The following is a 21538-nucleotide window of genomic DNA, read 5'->3' as shown; positions in this document are numbered from 1 at the left end:
CCTCAGAACGAACGGAGAACCACCATGGCCGACAAGGTCAGGCTCGGGATCATCGGGCTCGGCGCCCAGGGATCCATGTACGCCCGATTCATCCGGGACGGCCTCGTCCCCAACATGGTCATCGGTGCGATCGCGGACACCGACCCGGCCAAGCGGGAGCTCGCCGCCCGGGAGTACGGCGTGCCGGTCTACGAGGACCACACGGCCCTCCTCGCCGGCGGCGACGTCGACGCCGTCGTGACCTGCGTGCCGCACTACCTCCACCCGGAGATGGGCATCGCCGCGCTCGAGGCCGGCGTCCACGCCCTGGTGGAGAAGCCGGCGGGGGTCTACACCCGCCAGGTCGCCGAGCTCAACGAGTACGCCGCCCAGCACCCCGAGCTGACGTTCGGGATCATGTTCAACCAGCGCAACAACCCCCTGTACCAGCGGATCAAGGAGATCGTCGACGCCGGCGAGATCGGGAAGATCCGGCGGACCAGCTGGATCATCACCACCTGGTGGCGGCCGCAGGGCTACTACGAGCAGTCCGACTGGCGCGCCACCTGGGGTGGTGAGGGCGGCGGCGTCCTGGTCAACCAGGCCCCGCACCAGCTCGACCTGTGGCAGTGGATCTGCGGCGTACCGCAGTCCGTCTACGCCAAGGTCGCCTACGGGTTCCGCCGGGACATCGCCGTGGAGGACGAGGTCACCGCCGTCGTCGACTACGGCGACGGCGCCACCGGAACCTTCGTCACCGCGGTCCACGACCTCGTGGGCACCGACCGGTTCGAGATCCTGGGCGACCGGGGAAAGATCGTCGTCGACGGGTCGAAGACGGCGACCGTCACCCGCCTGGTCAAGGACGAGCGCGAGCTCTCGGACGCCATGGGCATGGACGACGTCCGCAAGCTGTTCATGGGCGAGATGGACCCGGCCGAGTACTACTCCCAGGAGACCATCGAGTTCGAGTCCGCCTGGGGTGCGCAGCACTCCGGCGTGCTGGAGAACTTCGCGGCGAACATCCTCGACGGCACCCCGCTGCTCGCCCCGGGCAGCGACGGCATCAACGGCGTGCGCCTGGCCAACGCCATCCACCTGTCCAGCTGGCTGGGCCAGGAGGTGCCGCTCGACTTCGACGAGGACCTCTACCTCACCGAGCTCAACCGGCGCATCCGCGAGGAGGGCACGTTCCCCGAGCGCGAGACGGCGGCGGTCAGCGCCCGCTGAGCCGCCCCGGGTCAAACGCTGAGCCGCCCGCCCGGCGTCGCCGTCTCCGGCGGCGCCGGGCGCCGGTCTGCCACCGCCGGCCCGGCCAGCCGAAGCTCGGTGACGAGCGCGGCCAGCGAGGCGCGGGAGTGGATCCCGAGCCGGGCGTAGACGTGGTCGAGGTGGCTGGTCACCGTGCGGACGCTCAGGCCCAGACGGCGAGCGATGGCCCCGTTCGGCAGGCCGCCGGCCACGAGCTCGGCGACCACCTGCTCCCGCGGGGTGAGGAGGCGGAGCGCCTGCCAGGGACTGGTGTCCGCAAGGGCGGGTCCGTCACCGGCCGGCAGGCGGAACCGGAGGACAACGACGATCTCGCCGTCGTCCTCGCTCACCTCGAACCCGGTGACCTCGAAGCGGGGAAGACCCGGCGGCGCGTCGGGGCCCAGCGCGAGCGCCAGCAGCGCGGACGACGGGACACCCCTCGAGGACCCCATGTGGTTTGTACGGTTTACGCAGTCCTACGGATGGCGGCACGAGGCGCCGGGCGAACAATGGGCGCAGCCGGCGCTCGCCGGCGGACTCGAGGAGACGTCATGAAGCGCACCGTCCTCACCCTGATCGGCACAGCGGCCCTCGTCGGCCTGGCGGTCCAGCCCGCCTCGGCGACCGTGCACGAGATCACGGGCATGTTCTGCTCCGAGCACGGCAACCCGTTCCCCGCGGGCCTGTCCGATCCCACCCGCGGCAACTTCGCCCAGCCGCTCGTCAAGACCGGGTTCATCGAGTCGATCACGCCGTACGACGACGGCGTGAACGGCCCTGGCGTGCTCGTCAACTTCGACTTCGAGCACCCGGCGTCCAAGGTCGTCGGGGCGGGCGGAATCATCTTCGTCGGCGACGGCACCTACCTCGAGGGCTTCGTGCTCGACCCGGACGCCGGCTTCACCAATTGCCAGCTCCTGCGGGGCTGAGCCGCTCGGCGTCGTCCACGCACCGGCGGTCTGCCGGCTCGCACACGGTCGTCCTGGCTCCAGCGGGGCTACCCGTCCGCGGCCGGACCGCCCGGCGCCCGGACGACCACGACCGCGATGTCGTCCTCCGGCGCCGGAGGGAGCAGGCGGAGCAGCAGCGCGTCGCACAGGTCCTCGACGCCACGGTCGGCCAGGTCCGTCAGCGCCGCCCGCAGGTGGTCCAGGCCGGCGCGCAGGCCCCGGTCGCGCCGTTCGGCAAGGCCGTCGGTGTAGAGCACCACGCTGGCGCCGGGCTCGAGGGTGATCTCGTGCTCGCCGCGCCGGGCCTCGGTGTCCATGCCGAGCACGAGGCTGCGGGCGTCGAGGGATCTCACCGCTCCGTCGGCACCGATGACCATGGGCGGCGGGTGCCCGGCGTTGGACCACCGCGCGACGACGCTGCCGTCCGCCGTCGGCCGCAGGGTCATGACGACGGCGGTGGCGACCGTGTCCTGCCCGAGAACGCCGAGCGCGCGGTCGACGAGGGTGAGGATGTGGGCGGGGCCCGGCTCGGTGCTCACGGCGATCCCGCGCAGGAGCGACCGGAGCTGGCCCATCGCGGCGGCCGCCTGGAGGTCGTGCCCGGCGACGTCGCCGATGACGACGACCGTCTCGCCGTCGGGGTGGGGGAAGACGTCGTACCAGTCCCCGCCCACCCGGGCCGCCTCGGAGGCCGGCACGTACCGCACGGCGACCTCGAGCTTCTCGAGGACGGGCGGGTCGGTGAGGAAGGAGCGCTGGAGCTCCTCGGCGACGCGCCGCTGCCGCGCGTAGAGGTAGGCGTTGTCGAGCGCCATGCCGGCCCGGCCGGCGATGTCCCGGGCGGTGGCGAGCTCCTCGACGTCGAGCTCGGGGCGCCCGCGGCCGTTGAACAGCGTGATGGCACCCATGGTCCGGCCCCGCCCGCGCAGCGGCAGCACCGCCGCGGAATCCGGCGCGAGCTCGGTGATGAGCTCGTGGGCCCGTCCCGGCCGCAGCACCGACTGGATCCGGGCGGTGGCGTCGGTCGGGATGGGGATGACGTCGGTCGTGCGCAGCGCCTCGTACAGGAACGAGTGGTCGGTGAGCGAGGCGAGGCGGTGGAACGCGTACTCGCGCACGAGCGGCAGGGCCTCGGTGTCACGGTGCCACCAGCCGATGTCGCGCAGGACCTGCCGGCCCGCGTCGTCGACGTCGGCGAGCGTGACGACGCACCAGTCCGCCAGGACCGGGACCAGTGTGCGGGCCAGGGCAGCGACCGCCTCCTCGGCGTCGAGGGTCCGGGAGAGGTCGCTGGTGACCGAGGCGGTCAGCGCCGCCCGCCGGGCGATCCGCTCGGTCTCCTCCTGGAGCCGCCGACGGACGGTGACGTCGATGAAGTACACCGACAGTCCCTCCGGCGTGGGCCAGGCCCGGACCTCGAACCACGTGTCCAGCGGGGCGGGGTAGAACTCGTCGAAGCTCGCGGGTTCCCCGGTGGACATGGCGGCCCGGTAGTGGCGCTCGAAGTCGGTGCCGACGGCGGCGGGGAAGAGCTCCCACACCACGCCACCGAGCAGCTCGGGGCGGGGGCGGCCGAGGAGCCGCTCGGCCTCGGCGTTGACGTAGGTGAACCGCCAGTCAGGGCTCAGCGCGAAGAACGCCGTCGGGATCGAGTCGAGGATGCGCTCGGCGCTGGTGAGCGCGTCGACGCGAGCGGGACCGGGTCCCTGCGCCGTGCCCATCGCGTGCCCGTCAACCACGGCGCCGTCCCTCCCCGGGCTACGGTCTGTCCCCGCGCCGGTGTGTCAGCCTACTGAGCCGCACGGGAAACGTCCTGCGGGGACCGTTCCGGTCCGAGGACCGGTCGCCCCGAGCCGCCCCCGTGGTCCCGGGGTGCGCGACGGCCGGGAACGGCGCAGGGTAGGGGCGACGGGCGGAACGAGGGGAGCGACGATGGTCCGACCGGGGCGCCCGTGGACCAACTGGTCGGGAAGCCTGAGCTTCACGCCGGCCCAGGTCGCCCGGCCCCGCTCGCACGAGGAGGTGGTCGAGCTCGTCGGCGCGGTCGCGCGCGACGGGAGGAAGCTCCGGCCCGTAGGCACGGGCCACTCCTCCAGCCCGCTCGTCGCCACGACGGACGTCCTCGTCTCGCTCGAGCACCTCGCCGGACTGGTCGCGCACGACACGGCCGCGGGGCTGGTGACGGTCCTGCCCGGGACCGGCCTGTCCGACCTGTGCAACGGCCTCGCCGACGTCGGGCTGGCGCTGGAGAACCTGGGGGACGTCGACTACCAGTCGATCGCCGGCGCCGTCGCCACCGGGACCCACGGCACGGGTGAGAGGTTGGGGAACCTCTCCTCCGCCCTCGCCGGTGGCACGCTCGTCACCGGTGCAGGCCGGACGCTCGCGTTCGGCACAGCCGGCGACGGCGACACCGAGCTCCTCCGGGCCACCCAGGTCTCGCTGGGCGCGCTGGGCGTGATGACGTCGATGACCCTGCGGGTCCGCCGCGCCTACCAGCTGCACCGGCGCAACTGGTGCACGCACGTCGACTGGGTGCTCGAGCACCTCGACGAGCTCGCCGCCCGTCACCGCCACGTCGACTTCTACTGGTACCCGCGCAGCGACCTCGCCCAGCTGCGGGTCATGGACGAACCTGGTGAGGAGGGCGACCTGGACGCCCCCGGACACCTGCGTGCGGACGAGACCGGGCCGGCCCACACGATCATCCCCAACGAGCGGGACCTCCGCTTCGACGAGATGGAGTACCTCCTCCCTCGCGAGAACGGGCTCGAGACCTTTCGAGAGGTGCGGGAACGGGTCAAGGAACGACATCGGTCATCCGTCGGCTGGCGGCTGCTGGTGCGGACCGTGGCGCCGGACGAGGCGATGCTGAGCACCGCCCACCGGCGGCCGACCATGACGATCGCGCTGCTGCAGAATGCCGACCTCGACCACGAGGCGTACTTCCGCGACATGGAGCCGCTCCTGCTCGAGCACGGCGGACGCCCCCACTGGGGCAAGAAGCACACGCGGACGGCGCCGGACCTCCGGGCGATGTACCCCGACCTCGGCGCCTTCACCGACATCCGCCGCCGGCTGGACCCCGGCGACGTGCTGCTCACCGAGTACCTGCGCACGCTCCTGGAGGACGAGTCATGACCGACCGCGAGCTCGGACGCCGCACCTGGGTCTTCGCCGCCGGCCACGTGCCGGAGCGCACCACCGGACACGAGCCGGAGCTCACGAGCCGAGACGAGCTGTGCCTGCTCAACAGCGCCGGCGCCGACGCCCGCGTCGAGCTCACCGTCTACCACCCCGACCGCGACCCGGTCGGGCCCTACCGGCTGACGGTGCCCGCCCGTCGGGTGCGTCACGTCCGCATCAACGACCTCATCGACCCCCAGGCCGTGCCGCTGGGCGTCGCGTACGGGCTCGTCCTGGACAGCGACGTGCCGGTCGTCGCGCAGCTGCGCCACCTCGACACCAGCCAGGCCGCCCTCGGCGTCGCCATCACCTCGGGCCTGCCCGTGGACGGGTGAGCTCGAGCCGTGCACCGCAGCGTCGCAGCCGCCCTGCGCCGGACCGGGACCGTCGTCACCACGGCCGCGCGCCGGGTCCGCGTGCACGGTCCGTCGCTGCTGCTGGCGGCGACGGCGGCCGGTCTCGCGTTCCTCGTCGCCGGGGCGTTGTTCGGCCCGCAGAACGCGGTGTTCGCACCCGTCGCCGCGGTGGTCGCCACGGGGCTGTCGGCCGGGCAGCGAGTCCGCCGCGCGACGGAGATCTCCGTCGGCGTGGTTCTCGGGGTCCTCGCGGCGGACGTGCTCACCCGCTGGCTGGGAACCGGGCCGTGGCAGCTCGCCGTCGCGGTGCTCCTCGCGATGGCCGCGGCGGTGACCGTCCGTCCGAGCGGGCTCCTCGCCAACCAGGCGGCGGTGGCGGCGGTCGTCGTCGTGGCCCTGGTGCCCTACCTCGACACAGGCCCATGGATCCGGTTCGGTGATGCGCTGGTGGGCGGCGTGGTGGCGGTGGTGCTCAACGCCGTCGCAGCACCGGACCCGCACCGGGCGGCCCGGGCGGTGACCGGGGCCGCCGTCGGACGCCTCGCGGCGGTCGTGGGGCGGGTGGGTGCGGCGCTCACGACCGGATCCCTCGCCGAGGCGGAGGCAGCCCTGGAGGACGCTGGGGCGCTGGACGGAGTCCGGGGAGAGATCGTCGATGCGCTCGCCGCCACCCGTGAGCGGGTCACCTGGCGCCCGTCCGAGCGGCGGGGACGGCGGGCAGCCCTCGAACCCGCCGAGGGCGTCGCGGCACGTGTGGCCGTCATGGTGTCCACGACGCGCGGGCTGTGCCGGGCGGCGGCCAACCTCGTGCGCCACGCCGAGCTCGAGCCTGAGCCACGAGCAGGGCTGGCCCACGCCACCGAGGAGCTCGTAGGGGCGCTGGACGAGCTGCGCCGCTGGGTGGAGGGAGCGGGCCGGGCGGAGGTTGCGCGCCGGCTGGCCCTCGACGCCGCCACCACGGCGTCCACCCAGCTGCCGGGGCACCAGGCGCGGACGGTGTTCGTCGGACAGCTGCGCAGTGCCGCCGTCGACGTCCTGCGCGCCACCGGCATCCCGCAGGCGCAGGCCGTCGCGGCGCTCGAGGCGGCCGCGGGGCGGGCCGACGACCTCGGTCGCTGACGGTCCGGTCAGGGCTCGAGGTGCTCCTGGGGCCGCCCGTCCGATCCGGTTGTCGGTCCGGCGACGGCGTCCGGCGCCATGGTCGGTCCGGCGACGGCGTCCGGCGCCATGGTCGGCGCATCGGTGAACCCGTTCGGGACGGCGACGGGGAGCGTCGAGGGCCCGTCGTCGGGTTCGGAGCCAGGGGCGGCGGCCGCAGCGAGCGCAGCGAGGACCTCGGCGGTCTCCGTGGCGGTGGGGCGGCGGTCCGGGTCCTTGGCGAGGAGCTCGGCGACGAGCTGGTCGAGCTCGGCCGGGACGCCGTCGCGGAGGCTGCTCAGCCGTGGCGGCTCGATGTAGACGTGGTGGTGCAGCACCGAGCCGGCGCGGCTGGCGACGAACGGCGGCCGCCCGGTGACCATCGCCGTGAGCAGGCACCCGAAGGCGTACATGTCGGTGCTGCGCGTGGCGGTCGACTCCGCGCGGGCCTGCTCGGGCGCCATGTACTCAGCGGTGCCGAGGGTGGTGCCCGGCGCCGCGAGGGACGCCGCGGTCTGGTACTCGAACGCCGCGATGCCGAAGTCGACCACCGTGACCTTCTCGCCATCGACGAGGATGTTGGCGGGCTTGACGTCCCGGTGGACGATCCCCGCCCCGTGCGCGGCGGCAAGGGCCCCGGCGACCCGGCTGCCGATCCGCAGCGCCTCGCCCAGGGGCAGAGGGCCGCCGCGCAGGGTGGCGGCGAGGTCCTGGCCGCGCAGCCGCTCCATGACGATGTAGGCGGTGTCGCCGTCGACGCCCGCGTCGTGCACGGTGACGATGTCCGGGTGCTCCAGCGCCGCCGTCGCCACGGCCTCCCGGCGCAGCCGCTCCGCCAGGGTGGGGTCGGTCGCGTCGGCGAGGCTGACCGTCTTGACGGCGACCCGCCGGCCCAGGACACGGTCGATCCCGCGCCACACCTCGGCCATGCCGCCGCGGCCCAGCCTCTGGTCGAGCTGGTAGCGCCCGGCGATCACTCTGGTCGACATCCCCTCGATTGTTCCCCAGGTCGCCGCACGCGGCATCGCGGCGGGGTGTGGCGGCCGACCGCCCGGGCGGAGCCGGGCGGGGCGGACCCGCCAGGAGGGTCGGATCACGCAGATCGGTAGGTGAACTCCTCGAACCCGAGCGCCTCGATCTCCTCGGCCAGGTCGGCGGCGCGGTCGTCCCACCCCGGCGCGCGGGCAGGGAAGGGCCGCGCCCCGGTCTCGCGCGCCTGCTGGAGCGCGAACGAGCGGACGCCGAGATCGCGGCACCGGCGCGCGATCGCCACGGCGTGGGTGGTCGCCGGCGAGCCCGGGTGGATGGTGGTGCGGACCTCGTGGTCGACACCGGCGGCGAGCACCAGGTCGAGGGATTCCCAGGCGGCGTCTCCCGAGCCGGCCCGGCGCACGAGAGCCGGGTAGTCCTCCGGCAGCGCCTTGACGTCCAGGCCCACCCAGTCCACCAGGGGCAGGACGGCGGCGAGACGGCGCGGGTAGGCGCCCGCGGTGTGCAGGCCGACGGCGAGGCCGAGCGCGCGCACCTCGGTGACGGCGGCGACCAGCCCCGGCTGGCGGGTGGCCTCGCCGCCGGAGAGGACGACGGCGTCGAGCAGCCCGCGGCGCCGGGCCAGGAACCTCATCACCTCCGCCCATGCCATGGCCCCGGGGGTGCGCGGGGGGATGAGGTCGGGGTTGTGGCAGTAGACGCAGTCCCACGGGCAGCCCTGGAGGAACACCGTCGCCGCGAGCCGGCCGGGCCAGTCCACGGTGGAGAGCCGGCTCAGCCCGGCGACCTGGAGCGACGCGGCCGCCCCGCCCCCCGCACCGGTGGCGACCACCGGCCGGCCGGCAGCGCGCGGCCCGGCCGTGGGCGCCGTCGTCATGCGCCGACCGGCACGGCCGCCGTCGCGATCGCCGCCTCGGTGAACATCTCCCGCTCGGCGTACTCGCCCTGCTTGCCGATGTTGAAGGAGGAGACGGGCCGGAAGTAGCCCATGACCCGCGTCCACACCTCGCACGCTGCGCCGCACGTCCGGCAGGTGTGCTGCTCACCGGGGAGGTACCCGTGCGCCGGGCAGATCGAGAAGGTCGGCGTGATGGTGATGTACGGGACGCGGAACATGCTTAGCGACCGCCGGACGAGCTGCTTGCAGGCCTCGGCGGACGAGACCCTCTCCGCCATGTACAGGTGCAGCACGGTGCCGCCGGTGTACTTGCCCTGCAGCTCCTCCTGCCGCTCGAGCGCCTCGAAGGGGTCGTCGGTGAAGCCCACCGGCAGCTGGGAGGAGTTCGTGTAGTACGGGTTATCGGCCGTACCGGCCTGGATGATGCCGGGGAAACGCTTGCGGTCCTCCTTGGCGAACCGGTACGTGGCGCCCTCGGCCGGGGTGGCCTCGAGGTTGTACAGGTGCCCCGTGGCCTCCTGCACCTCGACCATCCGGGCGCGCACGTGGTCCAGCACCCGCACCGCGAGCGCGTGCCCGCCCGGGCCGGTGAGGTCTCCCTCGTCGAGGGTGAAGTTGCGGACCATCTCGTTCATGCCGTTGACGCCGATGGTGGAGAAGTGGTTCTCGAGCGTGCCGAGGTAACGGCGCGTGTAGGGGAACAGGCCGCCGTCGATGTGCTGCTGGATCACCTCGCGCTTGAGCTCGAGGGAGTCGCGCGCGATGTCGACGAGCTCGTCGAGCCGGGCGAGCAGCCCGGCCTCGTCGCCGGCATGGACGTGACCGAGCCGGGCCAGGTTGAGGGTGACGACGCCGAGGGAGCCGGTCTGCTCGGCCGAGCCGAAGAGGCCGTTGCCGCGCTTGAGCAGCTCACGCAGGTCCAGCTGCAGGCGGCAGCACATCGAGCGGATCATGCCCGGGTCGAGGTCGGAGCTGATGAAGTTCTGGAAGTAGGGGGTGCCGTACTTCGCGGTCATCGTGAACAGCCGTTCGGTGTTCGGTCCGTCCCAGTCGAAGTCCTTGGTGATGTTGTACGTCGGGATGGGGAACGTGAAGACCCGGCCGTCGGCGTCGCCGTCGGTCATGACCTCGATGAAGGCCCGGTTGAGCAGGTCCATCTCGTCCTGGAGGTCGCCGTAGGCGAAGTCGCACGGCTCCCCGCCGACGAGGGGGACCTGCTCGCGCAGGTCCGCCGGGCACACCCAGTCGAAGGTGAGGTTGGTGAACGGCGTCTGCGTGCCCCACCGCGAGGGCACGTTGAGGTTGAACACGAACTCCTGGACGAGCTGGCGGACCTGGTCGTAGCCGAGCGAGTCCAGCCGGACGAACGGGGCGAGGTAGGTGTCGAAGGAGGAGAACGCCTGCGCGCCCGCCCACTCGTTCTGCAGCGTGCCGAGGAAGTTGACCATCTGGCCCAGCGCGGAGGACAGGTGGCGGGCGGGGCCCGAGGAGATCTGGCCCGGGATGCCGTTGAAGCCCTGCTCGAGGAGGTTGCGCAGCGACCAGCCGGCGCAGTAGCCGGCGAACATGTCGAGGTCGTGGATGTGGAGGTCGCCCTCGCGGTGGGCGGCGCCGGCGTCGGGCGCGTAGACCTCCGAGAGCCAGTAGTTGGCGATGACCTTGCCCGAGGTGTTGAGCATCATCCCGCCGAGGGAGTAGCCCTGGTTGGCGTTGGCGTTGACCCGCCAGTCGGACCGGTCCAGGTACTCCTCGATCGTGGCGACGGCGTCGACGTCGACGCGGTGGGCGGGTCCGGGACGGGACATGCGGCGCTCCTCGGTGTGGTGGGAACGCCGACGCTACGGCCACCGCCGGGCACGGACACACCATGTAGTGGCGTGTCGCCACGCCAACCACAACATCTAGGGATCGAATTGTCCCGAGTTCGGCCCCGCTGCGGGACCATGGTCCCGGCGGGCGCCTATGGTTCTGCCATGCCCGACGCGACCCCCCTCACGGCCACCACGCTGCGGATCGGCGCCCACGTGCGCCACGACGACCCGGTCGCCGCCGCCCGCGAGCGCGGTGCGACGCTCAGCCAGCTCTTCGTCGGCGACCCCCAGGGGTGGAAGAAGCCGGTCCTGACCTACGACGGCGGCGCCGCGGCTCTGCGGGCCGACGCCGAGGCCGCCGGGGTCGACCTCTACGTCCACGCCCCGTACGTCATCAACGTCGCGACCCTGAACAACCGCATCCGGATCCCCAGCCGCAAGATCCTCCAGCAGCAGATGGACGTCGCGGCCGAGGTCGGCGCCAAGGGGCTCATCGTCCACGGCGGCCACGTGGGCTCGGACGCCGAGCTGGAGAAGGGGTTCGACAACTGGCGCAAGGCCGTCGAGCAGACCGACCTCAAGGTGCCCCTGCTCATCGAGAACACCGCCGGTGGCAACCACGCGATGGCGCGCCGGCTCGAGCGCCTCGAGCGCCTGTGGGAGGCGATCTCGGGCGCCGAGGGCTTCGGCTCGGTGGGCTTCTGCCTCGACACCTGTCACGCCCACGCCGGCGGTGCCGACCTCGCCGCGGTCGTCGGGCAGGTCCGGGCCATCACCGGCCGGATCGACCTGGTCCACCTCAACGACAGCCGCGACGCCGCCGACTCCGGCGCCGACCGGCACACGAGCCTCGGCCAGGGCCAGATCGATCCCGACCTGCTCGCCGCCGTCGTCCGGGACGCGGGCGCGCCGGTGGTGTGCGAGACCCCGGGTGGGGCCGCGGAGCACCGGGCCGACCTCGACTGGATCCGCTCGCGCCTGTGAGACGGGGCGCTCGCGCCTCCCGACGTGAGGGGCACAAGCAGGCCCTCCCTCCCCCGCGCGGCCGTGCCTAGCGTGAGGGGGTGAACATCACCCTGAACAACGCCACCGTCATGCCGGCCCTGGGCTTCGGCGTCTTCCAGACCGCGCCGGAGGAGACGGTCCAGGCCGTCGAGACCGCCCTGCGCACGGGATACCGCCACGTCGACACCGCGGCCGCCTACGGCAACGAGCGCGAGGTCGGCGAGGCGATCCGCCGCTCCGGGCTCGACCGCTCCGAGGTCTTCGTCGAGACGAAGGTCTGGATCAGCGACTACGGCTACGACGCGACCCTGCACGCCTTCGACAAGAGCGCCGGCAAGCTCGGTGTCGACCAGATCGACCTGCTGATCCTCCACCAGCCCCTGCCCAGCCGGTTCGACCTGACCATCGACGCGTACCGGGCGCTGGAGACGCTGCTCGCCGACGGCAGGGTCCGGGCCATCGGGGTCTCGAACTTCATGCCCCACCACCTCGACCAGCTGCTCCGGGCGACCTCCGTGGTCCCGGCCGTCAACCAGGTCGAGTCGCACCCGTACTTCTCGCAGCCGGAGGTGATCGCCGAGGACGCCCGGCACGGCATCCTCACGCAGGCGTGGTCGCCGATCGGCGGCATCACGTTCTACCGGGAGGGCGAGGGCGGGAGCACCCTGGAGGACCCGACGATCGCCGGGATCGCCCGCGCCCACGGGAGGACGCCCGCGCAGGTGATGCTGAGGTGGCACCTGCAGCAGGGCCGCTCGGCGATCCCCAAGTCCACCCGGCCCGAGCGGATCGCGGAGAACTTCGACGTCTTCGACTTCGAGCTCACCGGCGCCGAGCTCGCCGCCGTCGACGCCCTGGACCAGGGCGTGCGGCGCGGACCGGAGCCTGCGGCCATCACCCTGGAGACCTTCGGGCGGGAGATCCCGGAGGCCTGAGGTCGGCACGGCCGGTGCCGCGACGGGGTCGCGGCACCGGCCGGACGAGGGTCAGGGCCGGACGAGGACCTTGAGCGCCTCGCGGGCGTCCATGGCCCGGTAGCCGGCGGGGACCTCGTCGAGGCTCACCGTGGCGTCGAAGACCTTGCCGGGGTGGATGCGGCCGGCGAGGACCTCGGGCAGGGCCTGCTCGATGTAGGCACGCACCGGGGCCGGGCCGCCGGTGAGGGTGACGTTCTTGCCGAACAGGGACCCGAAGCCGATCGGGGCCTCCTCGTACTGCGGCACGCCGACCCGGCTGATGACCCCGCCCGCCCGGACGACGCCGTAGGCCTGCTCGTACGCGGGCAGGTGCCCGACCGCCTCGAGGACGACGTGGCTGCCCTGGCCGCCGGTGAGCTCGAGGACCTTGGCGATCCCCTCCTCCCCGCGCTCGGCCACGACGTCGGTGGCGCCGAACTCCCGGCCGAGGTCGGTGCGGGCGGTGTGGCGGCCCATGAGGATGATCCGCTCGGCGCCCATCTGCCGCGCGGCCAGCACGGCGGACAGGCCCACCGCGCCGTCACCGATGACCGTGACGTCCTGGCCGGGGGTCACCCGGCCCATGTGGGCGGCGTGGTACCCGGTGAGGTACACGTCGGACAGCGTGAGCAGGGACGGCAGGAGCTCGGAGCCCTCGTCCACCCCGGGGACGGCGACGAGCGTGCCGTCGGCCTGCGGCACGCGCACGGCCTCGGCCTGTCCGCCGCCGACGCCGCCGGCGCCGTACCAGCCGCCGTTGACGCACGAGGTGTGGACGCCCTCCTGGCAGAAGGGGCAGGAGTTGTCGCTGAAGGCGAACGGGGAGATGACGAAGTCGCCCCTGCGCAGGGTGGTCACCGCTGAGCCGGTCTCCTCGACGACGCCCAGGAACTCGTGCCCCATGGGGGCGCCCTGGTCCGAGGCGGGCATCAAGTGGTACGGGTGCAGGTCGGACCCGCAGATGCAGGCGGCGACGACGCGCACGATCGCGTCGGTCGGCTGCTGGATCACCGGGTCGGGGACCTGCTCGACCCGCACGTCACCGGCGCCGTACATGAACGTTGCTCTCATGGAAGTGGTTGTGCCCTTCGGGTGGTGGGGCGCCGGGGCTCGTGGCCGACGGCGCGTGTTCACCACCCAGCAAAGCCGGACCGGGACCGTGGTGGCAGTGCCGGGCGGTCCGGGGACTGCCAGTACCCCCCTGACGCCCCGGTCGTCGGCGGTGACGCCTCAGGAGCACGGACGACGGCGCGGACGTCGCCCTGTGCGACATCCGCGCCGTCGTCGGCCGGTCTCAGGTGACCGGCGTCAGGTCACTGCTCGTCGTCGCCCCACAGCGAGACGACGACCTTGCCGGACCGCTCGGAGTCCTTGGCCGCGGCGAAGGCCTCGAGCGCCCGCCCCGCGGGCAGCGTGTGCGTGATCACCCGGTCGATCGACGGGGTCGCGTCGAGGATCGCCACGGCCTCGTCGATCTCGTCGTCGAAGCGGAACGTCCCGCGGAGCTGGAGCTCCTTGGAGACAAGCGGGGCCAGGTTCACGGGCCTGGCCTCGTTGGGCACCATGCCGACCTGGACGACGATGCCCGCCCGGCGGGCACCGACCAGGGCCGGGCTGATGGCGGCGGGGACGCCGGAGCACTCCAGGACGACGTCGAACGCTGCGGCGGGGATCTCCTCGACCCCCACCTGGACGGTGCCGTGCACACCCAGGGCCCGGGCCCGCTCGAGCGGGCCGGTGAGGACGTCGGTGGCGACGACCTCGGCCGCCCCCTTCGCCAGCGCGGCGGCCGCGGCGAGCAGGCCGATGGGCCCGGAGCCGGAGACGAGCACCCGCTTCCCCGCCACCCCGCCGGCCACCACGATGGCGTGCAGGGCGACGGCGAGCGGCTCGGCGAGGGCCGCGCGGCGCAGCGGCAGGGAGCCGGGCAGGACGCGGACCATGTCCTTCTCGACGACGAGGTACTCGCTCATGCCGCCCTGGGTGTGCGGCCAGGTCGAGGCGCTGCCGAGGTAGGAGCCGCCGGGCCACAGGTGCCTGCGGTCCTCGATGCCGGGCTCGGGGGTGCCGAACCGCGCGGGGTGGACGGTGACCGGCGTGCCCGGGGCGAGCTCGCCGGACGGGTCGAGGTCGACCGTGCCGGAGACCTCGTGCCCGGGCACGAGGGGCTCCCGGACGACGTACTCGCCGTTGGCGCCCTCGTTGTAGTAGTGCAGGTCCGACCCGCAGATCCCGCCGAAGGCCATGCGCAGGCGCACCTGCCCCTGCCCCGGCTCGGGGGTGGGGACCTCGGCCTCGGTGAGGTCCAGCCTGCCGTTGATGACGATCGCTCTCATGGTGCTCCCTCTCTCAGACCACGGAGGTCATGCCGCCGTCGACGAAGATGTTCTGGCCCGAGACGAAGCTCGAGGCGTCGGACGCGAGGTAGAGCAGCGTGCCGACGAGCTCGTCGAACCGGCCCCAGCGCTGGGCCGGGGTGCGGCCCACCACCCAGGCGTTGAAGGCCTCGTCCTCGACCAGCGCCCTGTTCATCTCGGTGGCGAAGTAGCCGGGCGAGATGGCGTTGACCTGGATGTTGAACCGGGCGAGGTCGGCGGCCATGCCCTTGGTGAGCATGGCGACGCCGCCCTTGGTGGCCGAGTACGGGGCGATGGTCTGGCGGGCGAGCATCGCCTGGACCGACCCGATGTTGACGACCTTGCCCGACCCGCGCTCGGCCATGCCCCGCGTCACCTGCTGGGAGACGTAGAAGACGCTGGAGAGGTTGGCCGCGACGAGGTCGTCCCAGTCGGCGGGCTCGAACTCGTTGAACGGCGCCCGCCGCTGGATGCCGGCGTTGTTGACGAGGATGTCCGGGACGCCGTGCTCGGCGACCAGCCCCGCCACCCCCTCGCGGACCGCGGCCTGGTCGGTCACGTCGAAGGAGACGGCGGGGGTGGCGGTCCCGGTCAGGGCCGTGAGCCGCTCCTGCGCCTGCGCCAGCGCTGCGCCGTCGCGCCCGTGCAGGACCACCCGCGCCCCGGCCTCGGCGAGGCCGGTCGCGAGGGCGTTGCCCAGGCCCCGGGAGGAGCCGGTGACGAGCGCCAGCTTCCCGGTGATGTCGAAGACGTTGCTCACGACCGCCACGTCAGCCGATCCAGAAGATGACGAGCGTCAGGAGGAAGCCGAGGACCGACTCGATGGTCTGCTGGACGGTCCAGGTCTTCAGGGTGGTCTTGACGTCCATGCCCATGAGGCGGCCCACGAGCCAGAACCCCGAGTCGTTGACGTGGCTGGCGAAGACGGAGCCGGCGGCCGTGGCGAGCGTGATCGCCGCGATCTGGACCGCGCTGTAGTCGCCGGCGGCGACGGCCGGGGCCATGAGCCCGGCGGCGGTGACGAGGGCGACGGTGGCCGAGCCCTGCGCCAGGCGCAGGACGACGGCGATGACGTAGGCGGCGAAGATCACCGGCAGGCCGATGTTCTCCAGCGTGCCCGACAGGGCGTCGCCGATGCCGGAGGCACGCAGGACGCCACCGAACATGCCACCGGCGCCGGTGATGAGGATGACCGAGGCCACCGGGCCGAGCGCGGAGTCCACGACCTTCTCCAGCGCCGTGCCGTGCTCGCCGCGGCGGGTGCCGAGCACCCAGACGGCCACGAGGACCGAGATGAGCAGCGCGACCGCGGAGGATCCGATGACCGTGAGGACCTGGGCCCAGGTGGCCTCGCCGTCGACGACGCCGGCGGCGTCGAGGAAGTCGATCCCGGTGTTCATGAAGATGAGGACCAGAGGGACGAGCATGACCCCGATGACGGTGCCGGCCTTGGGCGGGTTGGTGGGCTGGTCGGCGTCGAGGGAGCCGAACAGCGCGGGGATCGGGTAGATCCACTTCCGGCCGACGTACTTGCCCCAGAGGTAACCGGAGACGTACCACAGCGGGAAGACGATGATGAGGCCGATGAGCAGCACCATGCCGACGTTGGCGCCGTAGAGCTCGGACGCGGCGACCGGGCCGGGGTGCGGCGGCACGAAGACGTGCATGACCGAGAAGGCCGCGGCGGCGGGGAAGCCGTAGAGCAGGACGTTGCCGCCCATGCGGCGGGCGACGGCGAAGATCACGGGCAGCATGACGACGAGCCCGGCGTCGAAGAAGATCGGGAAGCCCATGATGAGCGAGGCGATGCCGAGGGCGAACGGCGCCCGCTTCTCGCCGAAGATGTCGACCATCTTGTCGGCGAGCACCTTCGCGCCGCCGGAGTGCTCAACCATCTTGCCGAGCATGGCGCCGAGGCCCACGAGCAGGGCGACGGAGCCGAGGGTGCCGCCGAAGCCCGTCACCAGTGTGCTGACGATCTGGCCGACCGGGATGCCGGTGGCGAAGGCGGTGGCCAGCGAGACCAGGATGAGCGTGAGGAACGCGTGCATCTTGAACTTGATGACCAGGATCAGGATGAGCGCGATGGCGCCCGCCGCGATCCCGAGGAGCGGGGCCGCTCCCAAGGTCTGTGTCCAGTCTTCCATGAAGGATCTCCGTTGATTTCAGGGGGCTCGTGCGGCGGCGCAGCGGCCCGGCAAGCAGTTGCCATCAGTTGCACCCGCGAGGCGTGCGGCGACACCCTCACACAAAGATCACACCTTTGTCAAAGGTCACATCTTTTGGTTGGATGGGCGCCACACAGGGCGGTGGACCTCACGGCCGACGGCGACGAAGAGGACGCATGACAGACCGAAGCGCGCGGGACACCGCACCCGTGCTGCACACCGACGTCCTGGACGACCTCGGGCGCGCGATCACCCACGGCTCGCTGCCCGCGGGGAGCGTGCTGACCCTCGCCACCCTCGCCGAGGACCACGGGGTCTCGCGCACCGTGATCCGTGAGGCCGTCCGCGTCCTGGAGTCGCTCGGCATGGTCGAGTCACGCCGGCGCGTGGGGGTGCGGGTGCTGCCGGCGACGCACTGGCAGGTGCTCGACCCGCGCCTGATCCGGTGGCGGCTCTCAGGACCCCAGCGCGACGAGCAGCTGCGCCGGCTCACCGAGCTGCGGCTCGCCGTCGAGCCGACGGCCGCGCGCCTGGCCGCGCTCCGGGCGACGCCCGCGGCGGCGGCCCGGCTGGTCGAGCTCGCCGCGACGCTCCGGCGGCTGGGCGAGGAGGGGCGCGGCACCGACCCGGGCTACCTCACGGCCGACATCGACTTCCACGCCCTGCTCATCGAGGCCAGCGGCAACGACATGCTCGGCGCGCTCGCCGACGTCATCGCCGAGGTGCTCGCCGGTCGCACGCAGCTGCACCTGTCGCCCGAGCTCCCGGTCGCCGAGGCCCTCGACCACCACGAGCGGCTGGCCCGCGCGGTGGCGACCGGTGACGTCGACGCCGCCGAGGACCACGCACGCGGCATCGTCATGGAGGTCTGGCACGAGCTGCGGGACGTCACCTTCACGGCCGACTGAGAAGCCCGCACGCCGAGGACCGCTACCGTGCGGCCATGACCGCTCGCACCGCGCCCGGCCCGCTCGACCTCGCCGCGGCCGAGATGATGTGGGCCGCGTATGCCGCCGCCCACCCCGCCGTCGTCCGCGCCTGCCCCGAGCACGTGGTGGACCGCTTCGGCGACTCCGCCGAGCTGGCCGACGAGCTGCTCGGCCTCGTCCTGGCCGGCCCGAAGCGGGCGACGGCGGAGCTGGTCGGGGAGTTCGCCGCGCGCGGCGAGCCGCTCCCGCGGGTGGGCTCGCACTGGATCGCCTGCGACGGGGCCGGGACCCCGAGGGTCGTGCTGCGCAGCACGGAGCTGCGGATCGCGACGATCGCCGATGTCGACGAGGCCTTCGCCCGCGACGAGGGCGAGGACGACCGCACCCTCGCATCGTGGGCGCGGGAGCACCGCCGGTACTGGGAGCGCACCTGCGCCGCCCGGGGGGCCGTCTTCCGGGACGACGACGAGATCGTCCTCGAGCGATTCGCCGTCGTGTGGCCGGCGGAGCTCGCGGACTGACCCACGTCCTACATCGGTTCCGCGGACGTCAGCCGCCGTCGGACCCCTTCGCCGCCGACGCTCTCGACGAGGTCGCGCGGCCCCACGAGCACGAGCAGCGACGTCGCGCGGGACATCCCGGTGTAGAGCCGCTCGCGGGCGCGGTCGCCGGTCAGCCCGTTGACGCAAAGGACCACCACGCGGCGCTCGAGGCCCTTGAACCCGAGGACGTGCCCGTAGAAGACCTCCTCGCCGTCGAAGTACTCGTCCCAGTAGGCGTCCCAGCCACGCCCCTCGACGAGCTCCTTCTGCACGGGGTGCCGGTGCGCCGTCGTGATGAGCGCGACGTCGCCGGGCTCCCAGCCCTGGTCGAGGAGCTCAGCGACGATGCCGTCCGCGGCGTCGAGGGCGTTCTCCGCCGGGACGTCCGCGACGCGGACCGGCGGGCCGGGGAGGCCTCGGGGGATCATCGCCACCGATGACATCGAGCCGATGAGCTGCCCGATCTGCTTGGTGTTGCGCAGGTTCTTCGACAGCTGGAACGGGTCGAGGCTGATCGGGTCCTGGCCCTGGCGCGGGAAGACCTTCTGCCCGTCGTCGAGGAACACGAACAGGCCCCCGCGATCCTCGTCCCGCAGGCAGGCGAGCAGGGCCGGCCACCACGCGTCGGAGAAGTCCTGCGCCTCGTCGACGACGATCGCGTCGAACTTCTCGGCAGGGGGCATTTCGGCGGCGAGCTCGCGCAGCCGGCGCGGCAGCCGGGTCTCGTAGTAGTCGGAGTCGTCGTCGCCGCCGGGCTCGGCGCCCCAGCGCACGGGCAGGTCGTGGAAGAGGCCGACGTAGGCGGGCCGCTCGGACCTGCGCCAGGTCCTGGTCCGCCGTTCCAGGTAGCGGGCGAGGCCCCGGCTGTAGCAGACGAGCGCGACCCGCTCGCCGCGACCGGCCAGCCGCCGGGCCTGCTCCATGGCGAGCCACGTCTTGCCGGTGCCGGCGCCGCCGATGATCCGGGCGCGCCGCCAGTGCTGGATCGCCTCGAGGATCATGCCCTGGTCGGCGGTGAGCTGGTCCGCGACGGTCTCCTGCTCGCGCGCGCGGGTGCGCGGGTCCTGCCGGTCGGCGAGGACGGCGGCGAGGGCCTCGGCGACGGCACGGACGTCGTCACCGTCGGGCGGGGCGTGGCCCGTGCCGTGGAGGTTGATGGCGGCCCTGATGCGCTCGGCGACGTGGTCGAGGTCGACCTGGTCGATGACGATGCCGCGCGGGCAGCCGGGCATCTCCCACGACGGCGGCACGGTCATGGCCGCGAAGGCGACCACGTGGACCCACCGGGCTGCCACCGCGCGCTGCGCCGCGACGCCGTGCTCACGCAACCGGTTGGTGAGGTGGTGGCGGGCGTCCTGGACCTGGGCCACCGGGTCCTCGATCCGGTGGGACCCGCCCGCGCCCGAGGAGTACCAGCCCTCCTCGGTCCGGCCGACCCGCCCACCCTTGACCTCGATGGCCGCGAACCCCACGCCGGGCCAGCCCACGAGGAGGTCGATCTCCCGCTCGCGGGCGCCGTCAAGGACCCGCACCGAGTACCAGACCACGACCTCGTCGGGAAGCTGGTCGCGCAGCGCCTCCCACACCGTCCGCTCGCCGTGCCGGCCGGCGGGGAAGTCGACGTCGGTGGGGAACATGGTGGCCACCGGTCATTCCTATCCCACCCGCAGGCGCCACGGGCCCGGGATGGACCGGTCGCGGGTGTGCGAGCGGTGACGGCTCAGGCGGCGCGGGCACCAGCGACGAGCCCGCGGACGACCTCGGCGAGCGCCGTCGGCCTGATCCCGTAGGCCTGGGCCAGCGGGGCCGTGTCGAGCAGGGAGTCGTACGTCTCGAGCGCTGCGAGGAGCGGTTGGACGACCTCGGGAACCCCGGAGACCGGCTCTCCGGGGGCCACCGTCTCCACCGGCACCTCGCGGCCCAGCTCGTGGGCGAAGGTCGCGACCACGTCCCGCCACGAGAGCGGCTCGGGTCCACCGACGACCAGGGTCCGTCCCACAGCCGCGGGATCGGCGAGCGCGGCGACGGCGTAGGCCGCGACGTCCGCGGTCGCGACGAGCGAGTGGCGGCGTCGTCCCTCACCCACGAGCACCACCGGCCGGCCCGTGAGCGCGGGGAGCCCGACGACGAGCATCGGCAACCGGTCCATGAAGAGGTCGGACTGCAACACGGTCCAGGCCATGGGGCTGCGGCGCAGGCGTTCCTCCACGGCACCCTTCGCTCGCATGAACGGGTCCGGGTGGTCCGGCGCCGCGCCCAGCGGCGAGACGAAGACGAATCGCCCGACCCCGCCGGCCTCAGCAGCGTCGACGAGGTCGAGGTTTCCCCGGAGGTCCACGGCCGCCACGGCCTCGGGCGACCCCTCGGCCGCCGACGTCGCCGTCGTGATGACGGCGTCGACGTCGCGGCACGCGGCGATGAGACCCTCGGGATCACGGAGGTCGCCGAGGACGGGCTCGGCGCCCATGGCGCGCACGACGTCCAGCGCCTCCCGGCGGCGGACCAGCGCCCGGACGACCTCGCCGCGGTCGAGCAGTGCCCGGGCGATCCGGCCGCCCAGCTCCCCGGTGGCGCCGACGACGAGGATCATGAGGTCACCCCGAGGATGCTCGCGACGGCGGCGTCCGCGTCGCCGGCGGCGTCGTCGACGGGCTCGAGGTAGAACCGGGCCCAGGAGAACCTGCCTCCGGCCAGCCCGAGGATGACCACGCCCCGCATCCGGTGGGTGACTCCGTCACGGCGCGTGCCGACGTGCTCCCACTCGGTCCAGACCTCCTCGCCCGCCACCGCCGAGCGGAGGACCCTGGCCGTGAGGTCGGGGACCGCGGCGAAGATCTGCTCCCAGTTCCGGCGGACCTGCGCCGCCCCGCGGAACCCGCGACGGGGGTGAGCCGGCGTCTCGTTGCGGTAGTCCGGCGAGAAACAGGCGACGAGCGCGTCGAGGTCGTGGGCGTTCACCGCCGCGGCCAGTCGGTCCACCAGGACTCGTGCGGACTCACCGTGGCGTTCGCCCATCGGTCTCA

General features: G+C 73.1%; 21 protein-coding genes. 9 read left to right on the top strand and 12 right to left on the bottom strand.

Features of this window, described 5'->3' with window-relative positions; translation table 11 throughout:
* Positions 1-24: 24 nt before the first annotated feature.
* The gene (locus tag AAEM63_RS00935; RefSeq protein WP_123916120.1) at positions 25-1209 is read left to right on the top strand and encodes a Gfo/Idh/MocA family oxidoreductase; all 1185 of its coding nucleotides are present in this window, start codon (positions 25-27) and stop codon (positions 1207-1209) included.
* Positions 1210-1220: 11 nt separating this feature from the next.
* On the opposite strand, the gene AAEM63_RS00930 is transcribed toward AAEM63_RS00935, so the two are convergent.
* Positions 1221-1682, bottom strand: a complete 462-nt coding sequence (locus AAEM63_RS00930) for a helix-turn-helix transcriptional regulator (protein ID WP_341359865.1) — start codon at positions 1680-1682, stop codon at positions 1221-1223.
* A 99-nt stretch (positions 1683-1781) separates the two neighbouring features.
* Here AAEM63_RS00930 and AAEM63_RS00925 point away from each other — a divergent pair, with 99 nt between their 5' ends.
* Positions 1782-2159: a hypothetical protein gene (locus AAEM63_RS00925; RefSeq protein ID WP_341359864.1), complete on the top strand. Its 378-nt coding sequence runs from the start codon at positions 1782-1784 to the stop codon at positions 2157-2159.
* Between the two features lie 68 nt (positions 2160-2227).
* On the opposite strand, the gene AAEM63_RS00920 is transcribed toward AAEM63_RS00925, so the two are convergent.
* On the bottom strand, positions 2228-3919 hold the full coding sequence (locus AAEM63_RS00920; protein WP_341359863.1) for a SpoIIE family protein phosphatase: 1692 nt from the start codon (positions 3917-3919) through the stop codon (positions 2228-2230).
* 193 nt (positions 3920-4112) lie between these two features.
* Between AAEM63_RS00920 and AAEM63_RS00915 the strand changes: the two genes are divergently transcribed.
* From AAEM63_RS00915 to AAEM63_RS00905, 3 genes are read left to right on the top strand one after another with little or no spacing between them, the layout of a single operon-like run.
* Positions 4113-5321, top strand: a complete 1209-nt coding sequence (locus AAEM63_RS00915; protein WP_341359862.1) for a D-arabinono-1,4-lactone oxidase — start codon at positions 4113-4115, stop codon at positions 5319-5321.
* On the top strand, positions 5318-5701 hold the full coding sequence (locus AAEM63_RS00910; protein WP_123916110.1) for a sensory rhodopsin transducer: 384 nt from the start codon (positions 5318-5320) through the stop codon (positions 5699-5701). The genes AAEM63_RS00915 and AAEM63_RS00910 overlap by 4 nt, the downstream gene beginning before the upstream one ends.
* A gap of 9 nt (positions 5702-5710) precedes the next feature.
* A complete protein-coding gene (locus AAEM63_RS00905) occupies positions 5711-6841 on the top strand; it encodes an FUSC family protein (RefSeq protein ID WP_341359861.1) in 1131 nt (376 codons plus the stop codon).
* A gap of 8 nt (positions 6842-6849) precedes the next feature.
* Here AAEM63_RS00905 and AAEM63_RS00900 read toward each other — a convergent pair whose 3' ends face one another.
* The 3 genes from AAEM63_RS00900 to AAEM63_RS00890 all read right to left on the bottom strand — a co-directional run bounded on the left by AAEM63_RS00900 (position 6850) and on the right by AAEM63_RS00890 (position 10552).
* Positions 6850-7848, bottom strand: a complete 999-nt coding sequence (locus tag AAEM63_RS00900; RefSeq protein ID WP_341359860.1) for a serine/threonine-protein kinase — start codon at positions 7846-7848, stop codon at positions 6850-6852.
* 104 nt (positions 7849-7952) lie between these two features.
* Positions 7953-8726, bottom strand: a complete 774-nt coding sequence (locus tag AAEM63_RS00895) for an anaerobic ribonucleoside-triphosphate reductase activating protein (protein WP_341359859.1) — start codon at positions 8724-8726, stop codon at positions 7953-7955.
* The gene (locus tag AAEM63_RS00890; RefSeq protein ID WP_341359858.1) at positions 8723-10552 is read right to left on the bottom strand and encodes a ribonucleoside triphosphate reductase; all 1830 of its coding nucleotides are present in this window, start codon (positions 10550-10552) and stop codon (positions 8723-8725) included. Before AAEM63_RS00890 ends, AAEM63_RS00895 begins: the two co-directional genes overlap by 4 nt.
* A 168-nt stretch (positions 10553-10720) precedes the next feature.
* Here AAEM63_RS00890 and AAEM63_RS00885 point away from each other — a divergent pair, with 168 nt between their 5' ends.
* Positions 10721-11542, top strand: coding sequence for a deoxyribonuclease IV (locus tag AAEM63_RS00885; protein ID WP_341359857.1), 822 nt, complete (start codon positions 10721-10723; stop codon positions 11540-11542).
* An 80-nt stretch (positions 11543-11622) separates the two neighbouring features.
* A complete protein-coding gene (locus AAEM63_RS00880) occupies positions 11623-12498 on the top strand; it encodes an aldo/keto reductase (RefSeq protein ID WP_341359856.1) in 876 nt (291 codons plus the stop codon).
* 51 nt (positions 12499-12549) lie between these two features.
* Here the strand turns inward: AAEM63_RS00880 and AAEM63_RS00875 are convergent, their stop codons facing one another.
* The 4 genes from AAEM63_RS00875 to AAEM63_RS00860 all read right to left on the bottom strand — a co-directional run bounded on the left by AAEM63_RS00875 (position 12550) and on the right by AAEM63_RS00860 (position 17023).
* Positions 12550-13590 carry an alcohol dehydrogenase catalytic domain-containing protein gene (locus tag AAEM63_RS00875; RefSeq protein WP_341359855.1) on the bottom strand — a complete coding sequence of 347 codons (1041 nt, stop codon included), beginning with the start codon at positions 13588-13590 and terminating at the stop codon, positions 12550-12552.
* Positions 13591-13832: 242 nt separating this feature from the next.
* Positions 13833-14855: an L-idonate 5-dehydrogenase gene (locus tag AAEM63_RS00870; RefSeq protein WP_341359854.1), complete on the bottom strand. Its 1023-nt coding sequence runs from the start codon at positions 14853-14855 to the stop codon at positions 13833-13835.
* 13 nt (positions 14856-14868) lie between these two features.
* Entirely contained in the window at positions 14869-15636 is a 768-nt protein-coding gene (locus AAEM63_RS00865; RefSeq protein ID WP_341359853.1) for an SDR family oxidoreductase, read from the bottom strand.
* Between the two features lie 10 nt (positions 15637-15646).
* Entirely contained in the window at positions 15647-17023 is a 1377-nt protein-coding gene (locus AAEM63_RS00860; protein WP_341359852.1) for a GntP family permease, read from the bottom strand.
* 197 nt (positions 17024-17220) lie between these two features.
* Here AAEM63_RS00860 and AAEM63_RS00855 point away from each other — a divergent pair, with 197 nt between their 5' ends.
* On the top strand, positions 17221-17952 hold the full coding sequence (locus tag AAEM63_RS00855; protein WP_123916094.1) for an FCD domain-containing protein: 732 nt from the start codon (positions 17221-17223) through the stop codon (positions 17950-17952).
* A gap of 35 nt (positions 17953-17987) precedes the next feature.
* Positions 17988-18494: an ASCH domain-containing protein gene (locus AAEM63_RS00850; RefSeq protein WP_123916092.1), complete on the top strand. Its 507-nt coding sequence runs from the start codon at positions 17988-17990 to the stop codon at positions 18492-18494.
* Between the two features lie 8 nt (positions 18495-18502).
* On the opposite strand, the gene AAEM63_RS00845 is transcribed toward AAEM63_RS00850, so the two are convergent.
* The 3 genes from AAEM63_RS00845 to AAEM63_RS00835 all read right to left on the bottom strand — a co-directional run bounded on the left by AAEM63_RS00845 (position 18503) and on the right by AAEM63_RS00835 (position 21530).
* Positions 18503-20152 (bottom strand): NERD domain-containing protein, encoded by a 1650-nt coding sequence (locus AAEM63_RS00845; RefSeq protein ID WP_341361280.1) that lies wholly within the window; start codon positions 20150-20152, stop codon positions 18503-18505.
* Positions 20153-20235: 83 nt separating this feature from the next.
* Positions 20236-21105: an NAD(P)H-binding protein gene (locus AAEM63_RS00840; protein WP_123916090.1), complete on the bottom strand. Its 870-nt coding sequence runs from the start codon at positions 21103-21105 to the stop codon at positions 20236-20238.
* The gene (locus tag AAEM63_RS00835) at positions 21102-21530 is read right to left on the bottom strand and encodes a nuclear transport factor 2 family protein (protein WP_123916088.1); all 429 of its coding nucleotides are present in this window, start codon (positions 21528-21530) and stop codon (positions 21102-21104) included. The genes AAEM63_RS00840 and AAEM63_RS00835 overlap by 4 nt, the downstream gene beginning before the upstream one ends.
* Positions 21531-21538 lie beyond the last annotated feature (8 nt).

Source organism: Georgenia sp. M64 (assembly GCF_038049925.1).
GTDB lineage: Bacteria > Actinomycetota > Actinomycetes > Actinomycetales > Actinomycetaceae > Georgenia.
Note: the sequence above shows the minus strand (reverse complement) of the source record. Positions and strands in the feature narration are given on the sequence as shown.

Bases quoted from the DNA above. Each gene is read 5' to 3' on its own strand.
- AAEM63_RS00885 (WP_341359857.1), top strand. From the start codon at position 10,721: ATGCCCGACGCGACCCCCCTCACGGCCACCACGCTGCGGATCGGCGCC.
- AAEM63_RS00930 (WP_341359865.1), bottom strand. From the start codon at position 1,682: ATGGGGTCCTCGAGGGGTGTCCCGTCGTCCGCGCTGCTGGCGCTCGCG.
- AAEM63_RS00840 (WP_123916090.1), bottom strand. From the start codon at position 21,105: ATGATCCTCGTCGTCGGCGCCACCGGGGAGCTGGGCGGCCGGATCGCC.
- AAEM63_RS00855 (WP_123916094.1), top strand. From the start codon at position 17,221: ATGACAGACCGAAGCGCGCGGGACACCGCACCCGTGCTGCACACCGAC.
- AAEM63_RS00925 (WP_341359864.1), top strand. From the start codon at position 1,782: ATGAAGCGCACCGTCCTCACCCTGATCGGCACAGCGGCCCTCGTCGGC.
- AAEM63_RS00895 (WP_341359859.1), bottom strand. From the start codon at position 8,726: ATGACGACGGCGCCCACGGCCGGGCCGCGCGCTGCCGGCCGGCCGGTG.
- AAEM63_RS00890 (WP_341359858.1), bottom strand. From the start codon at position 10,552: ATGTCCCGTCCCGGACCCGCCCACCGCGTCGACGTCGACGCCGTCGCC.
- AAEM63_RS00845 (WP_341361280.1), bottom strand. From the start codon at position 20,152: ATGTTCCCCACCGACGTCGACTTCCCCGCCGGCCGGCACGGCGAGCGG.
- AAEM63_RS00835 (WP_123916088.1), bottom strand. From the start codon at position 21,530: ATGGGCGAACGCCACGGTGAGTCCGCACGAGTCCTGGTGGACCGACTG.
- AAEM63_RS00870 (WP_341359854.1), bottom strand. From the start codon at position 14,855: ATGAGAGCGATCGTCATCAACGGCAGGCTGGACCTCACCGAGGCCGAG.
- AAEM63_RS00860 (WP_341359852.1), bottom strand. From the start codon at position 17,023: ATGGAAGACTGGACACAGACCTTGGGAGCGGCCCCGCTCCTCGGGATC.
- AAEM63_RS00910 (WP_123916110.1), top strand. From the start codon at position 5,318: ATGACCGACCGCGAGCTCGGACGCCGCACCTGGGTCTTCGCCGCCGGC.
- AAEM63_RS00900 (WP_341359860.1), bottom strand. From the start codon at position 7,848: ATGTCGACCAGAGTGATCGCCGGGCGCTACCAGCTCGACCAGAGGCTG.
- AAEM63_RS00935 (WP_123916120.1), top strand. From the start codon at position 25: ATGGCCGACAAGGTCAGGCTCGGGATCATCGGGCTCGGCGCCCAGGGA.
- AAEM63_RS00875 (WP_341359855.1), bottom strand. From the start codon at position 13,590: ATGAGAGCAACGTTCATGTACGGCGCCGGTGACGTGCGGGTCGAGCAG.
- AAEM63_RS00850 (WP_123916092.1), top strand. From the start codon at position 17,988: ATGACCGCTCGCACCGCGCCCGGCCCGCTCGACCTCGCCGCGGCCGAG.
- AAEM63_RS00915 (WP_341359862.1), top strand. From the start codon at position 4,113: ATGGTCCGACCGGGGCGCCCGTGGACCAACTGGTCGGGAAGCCTGAGC.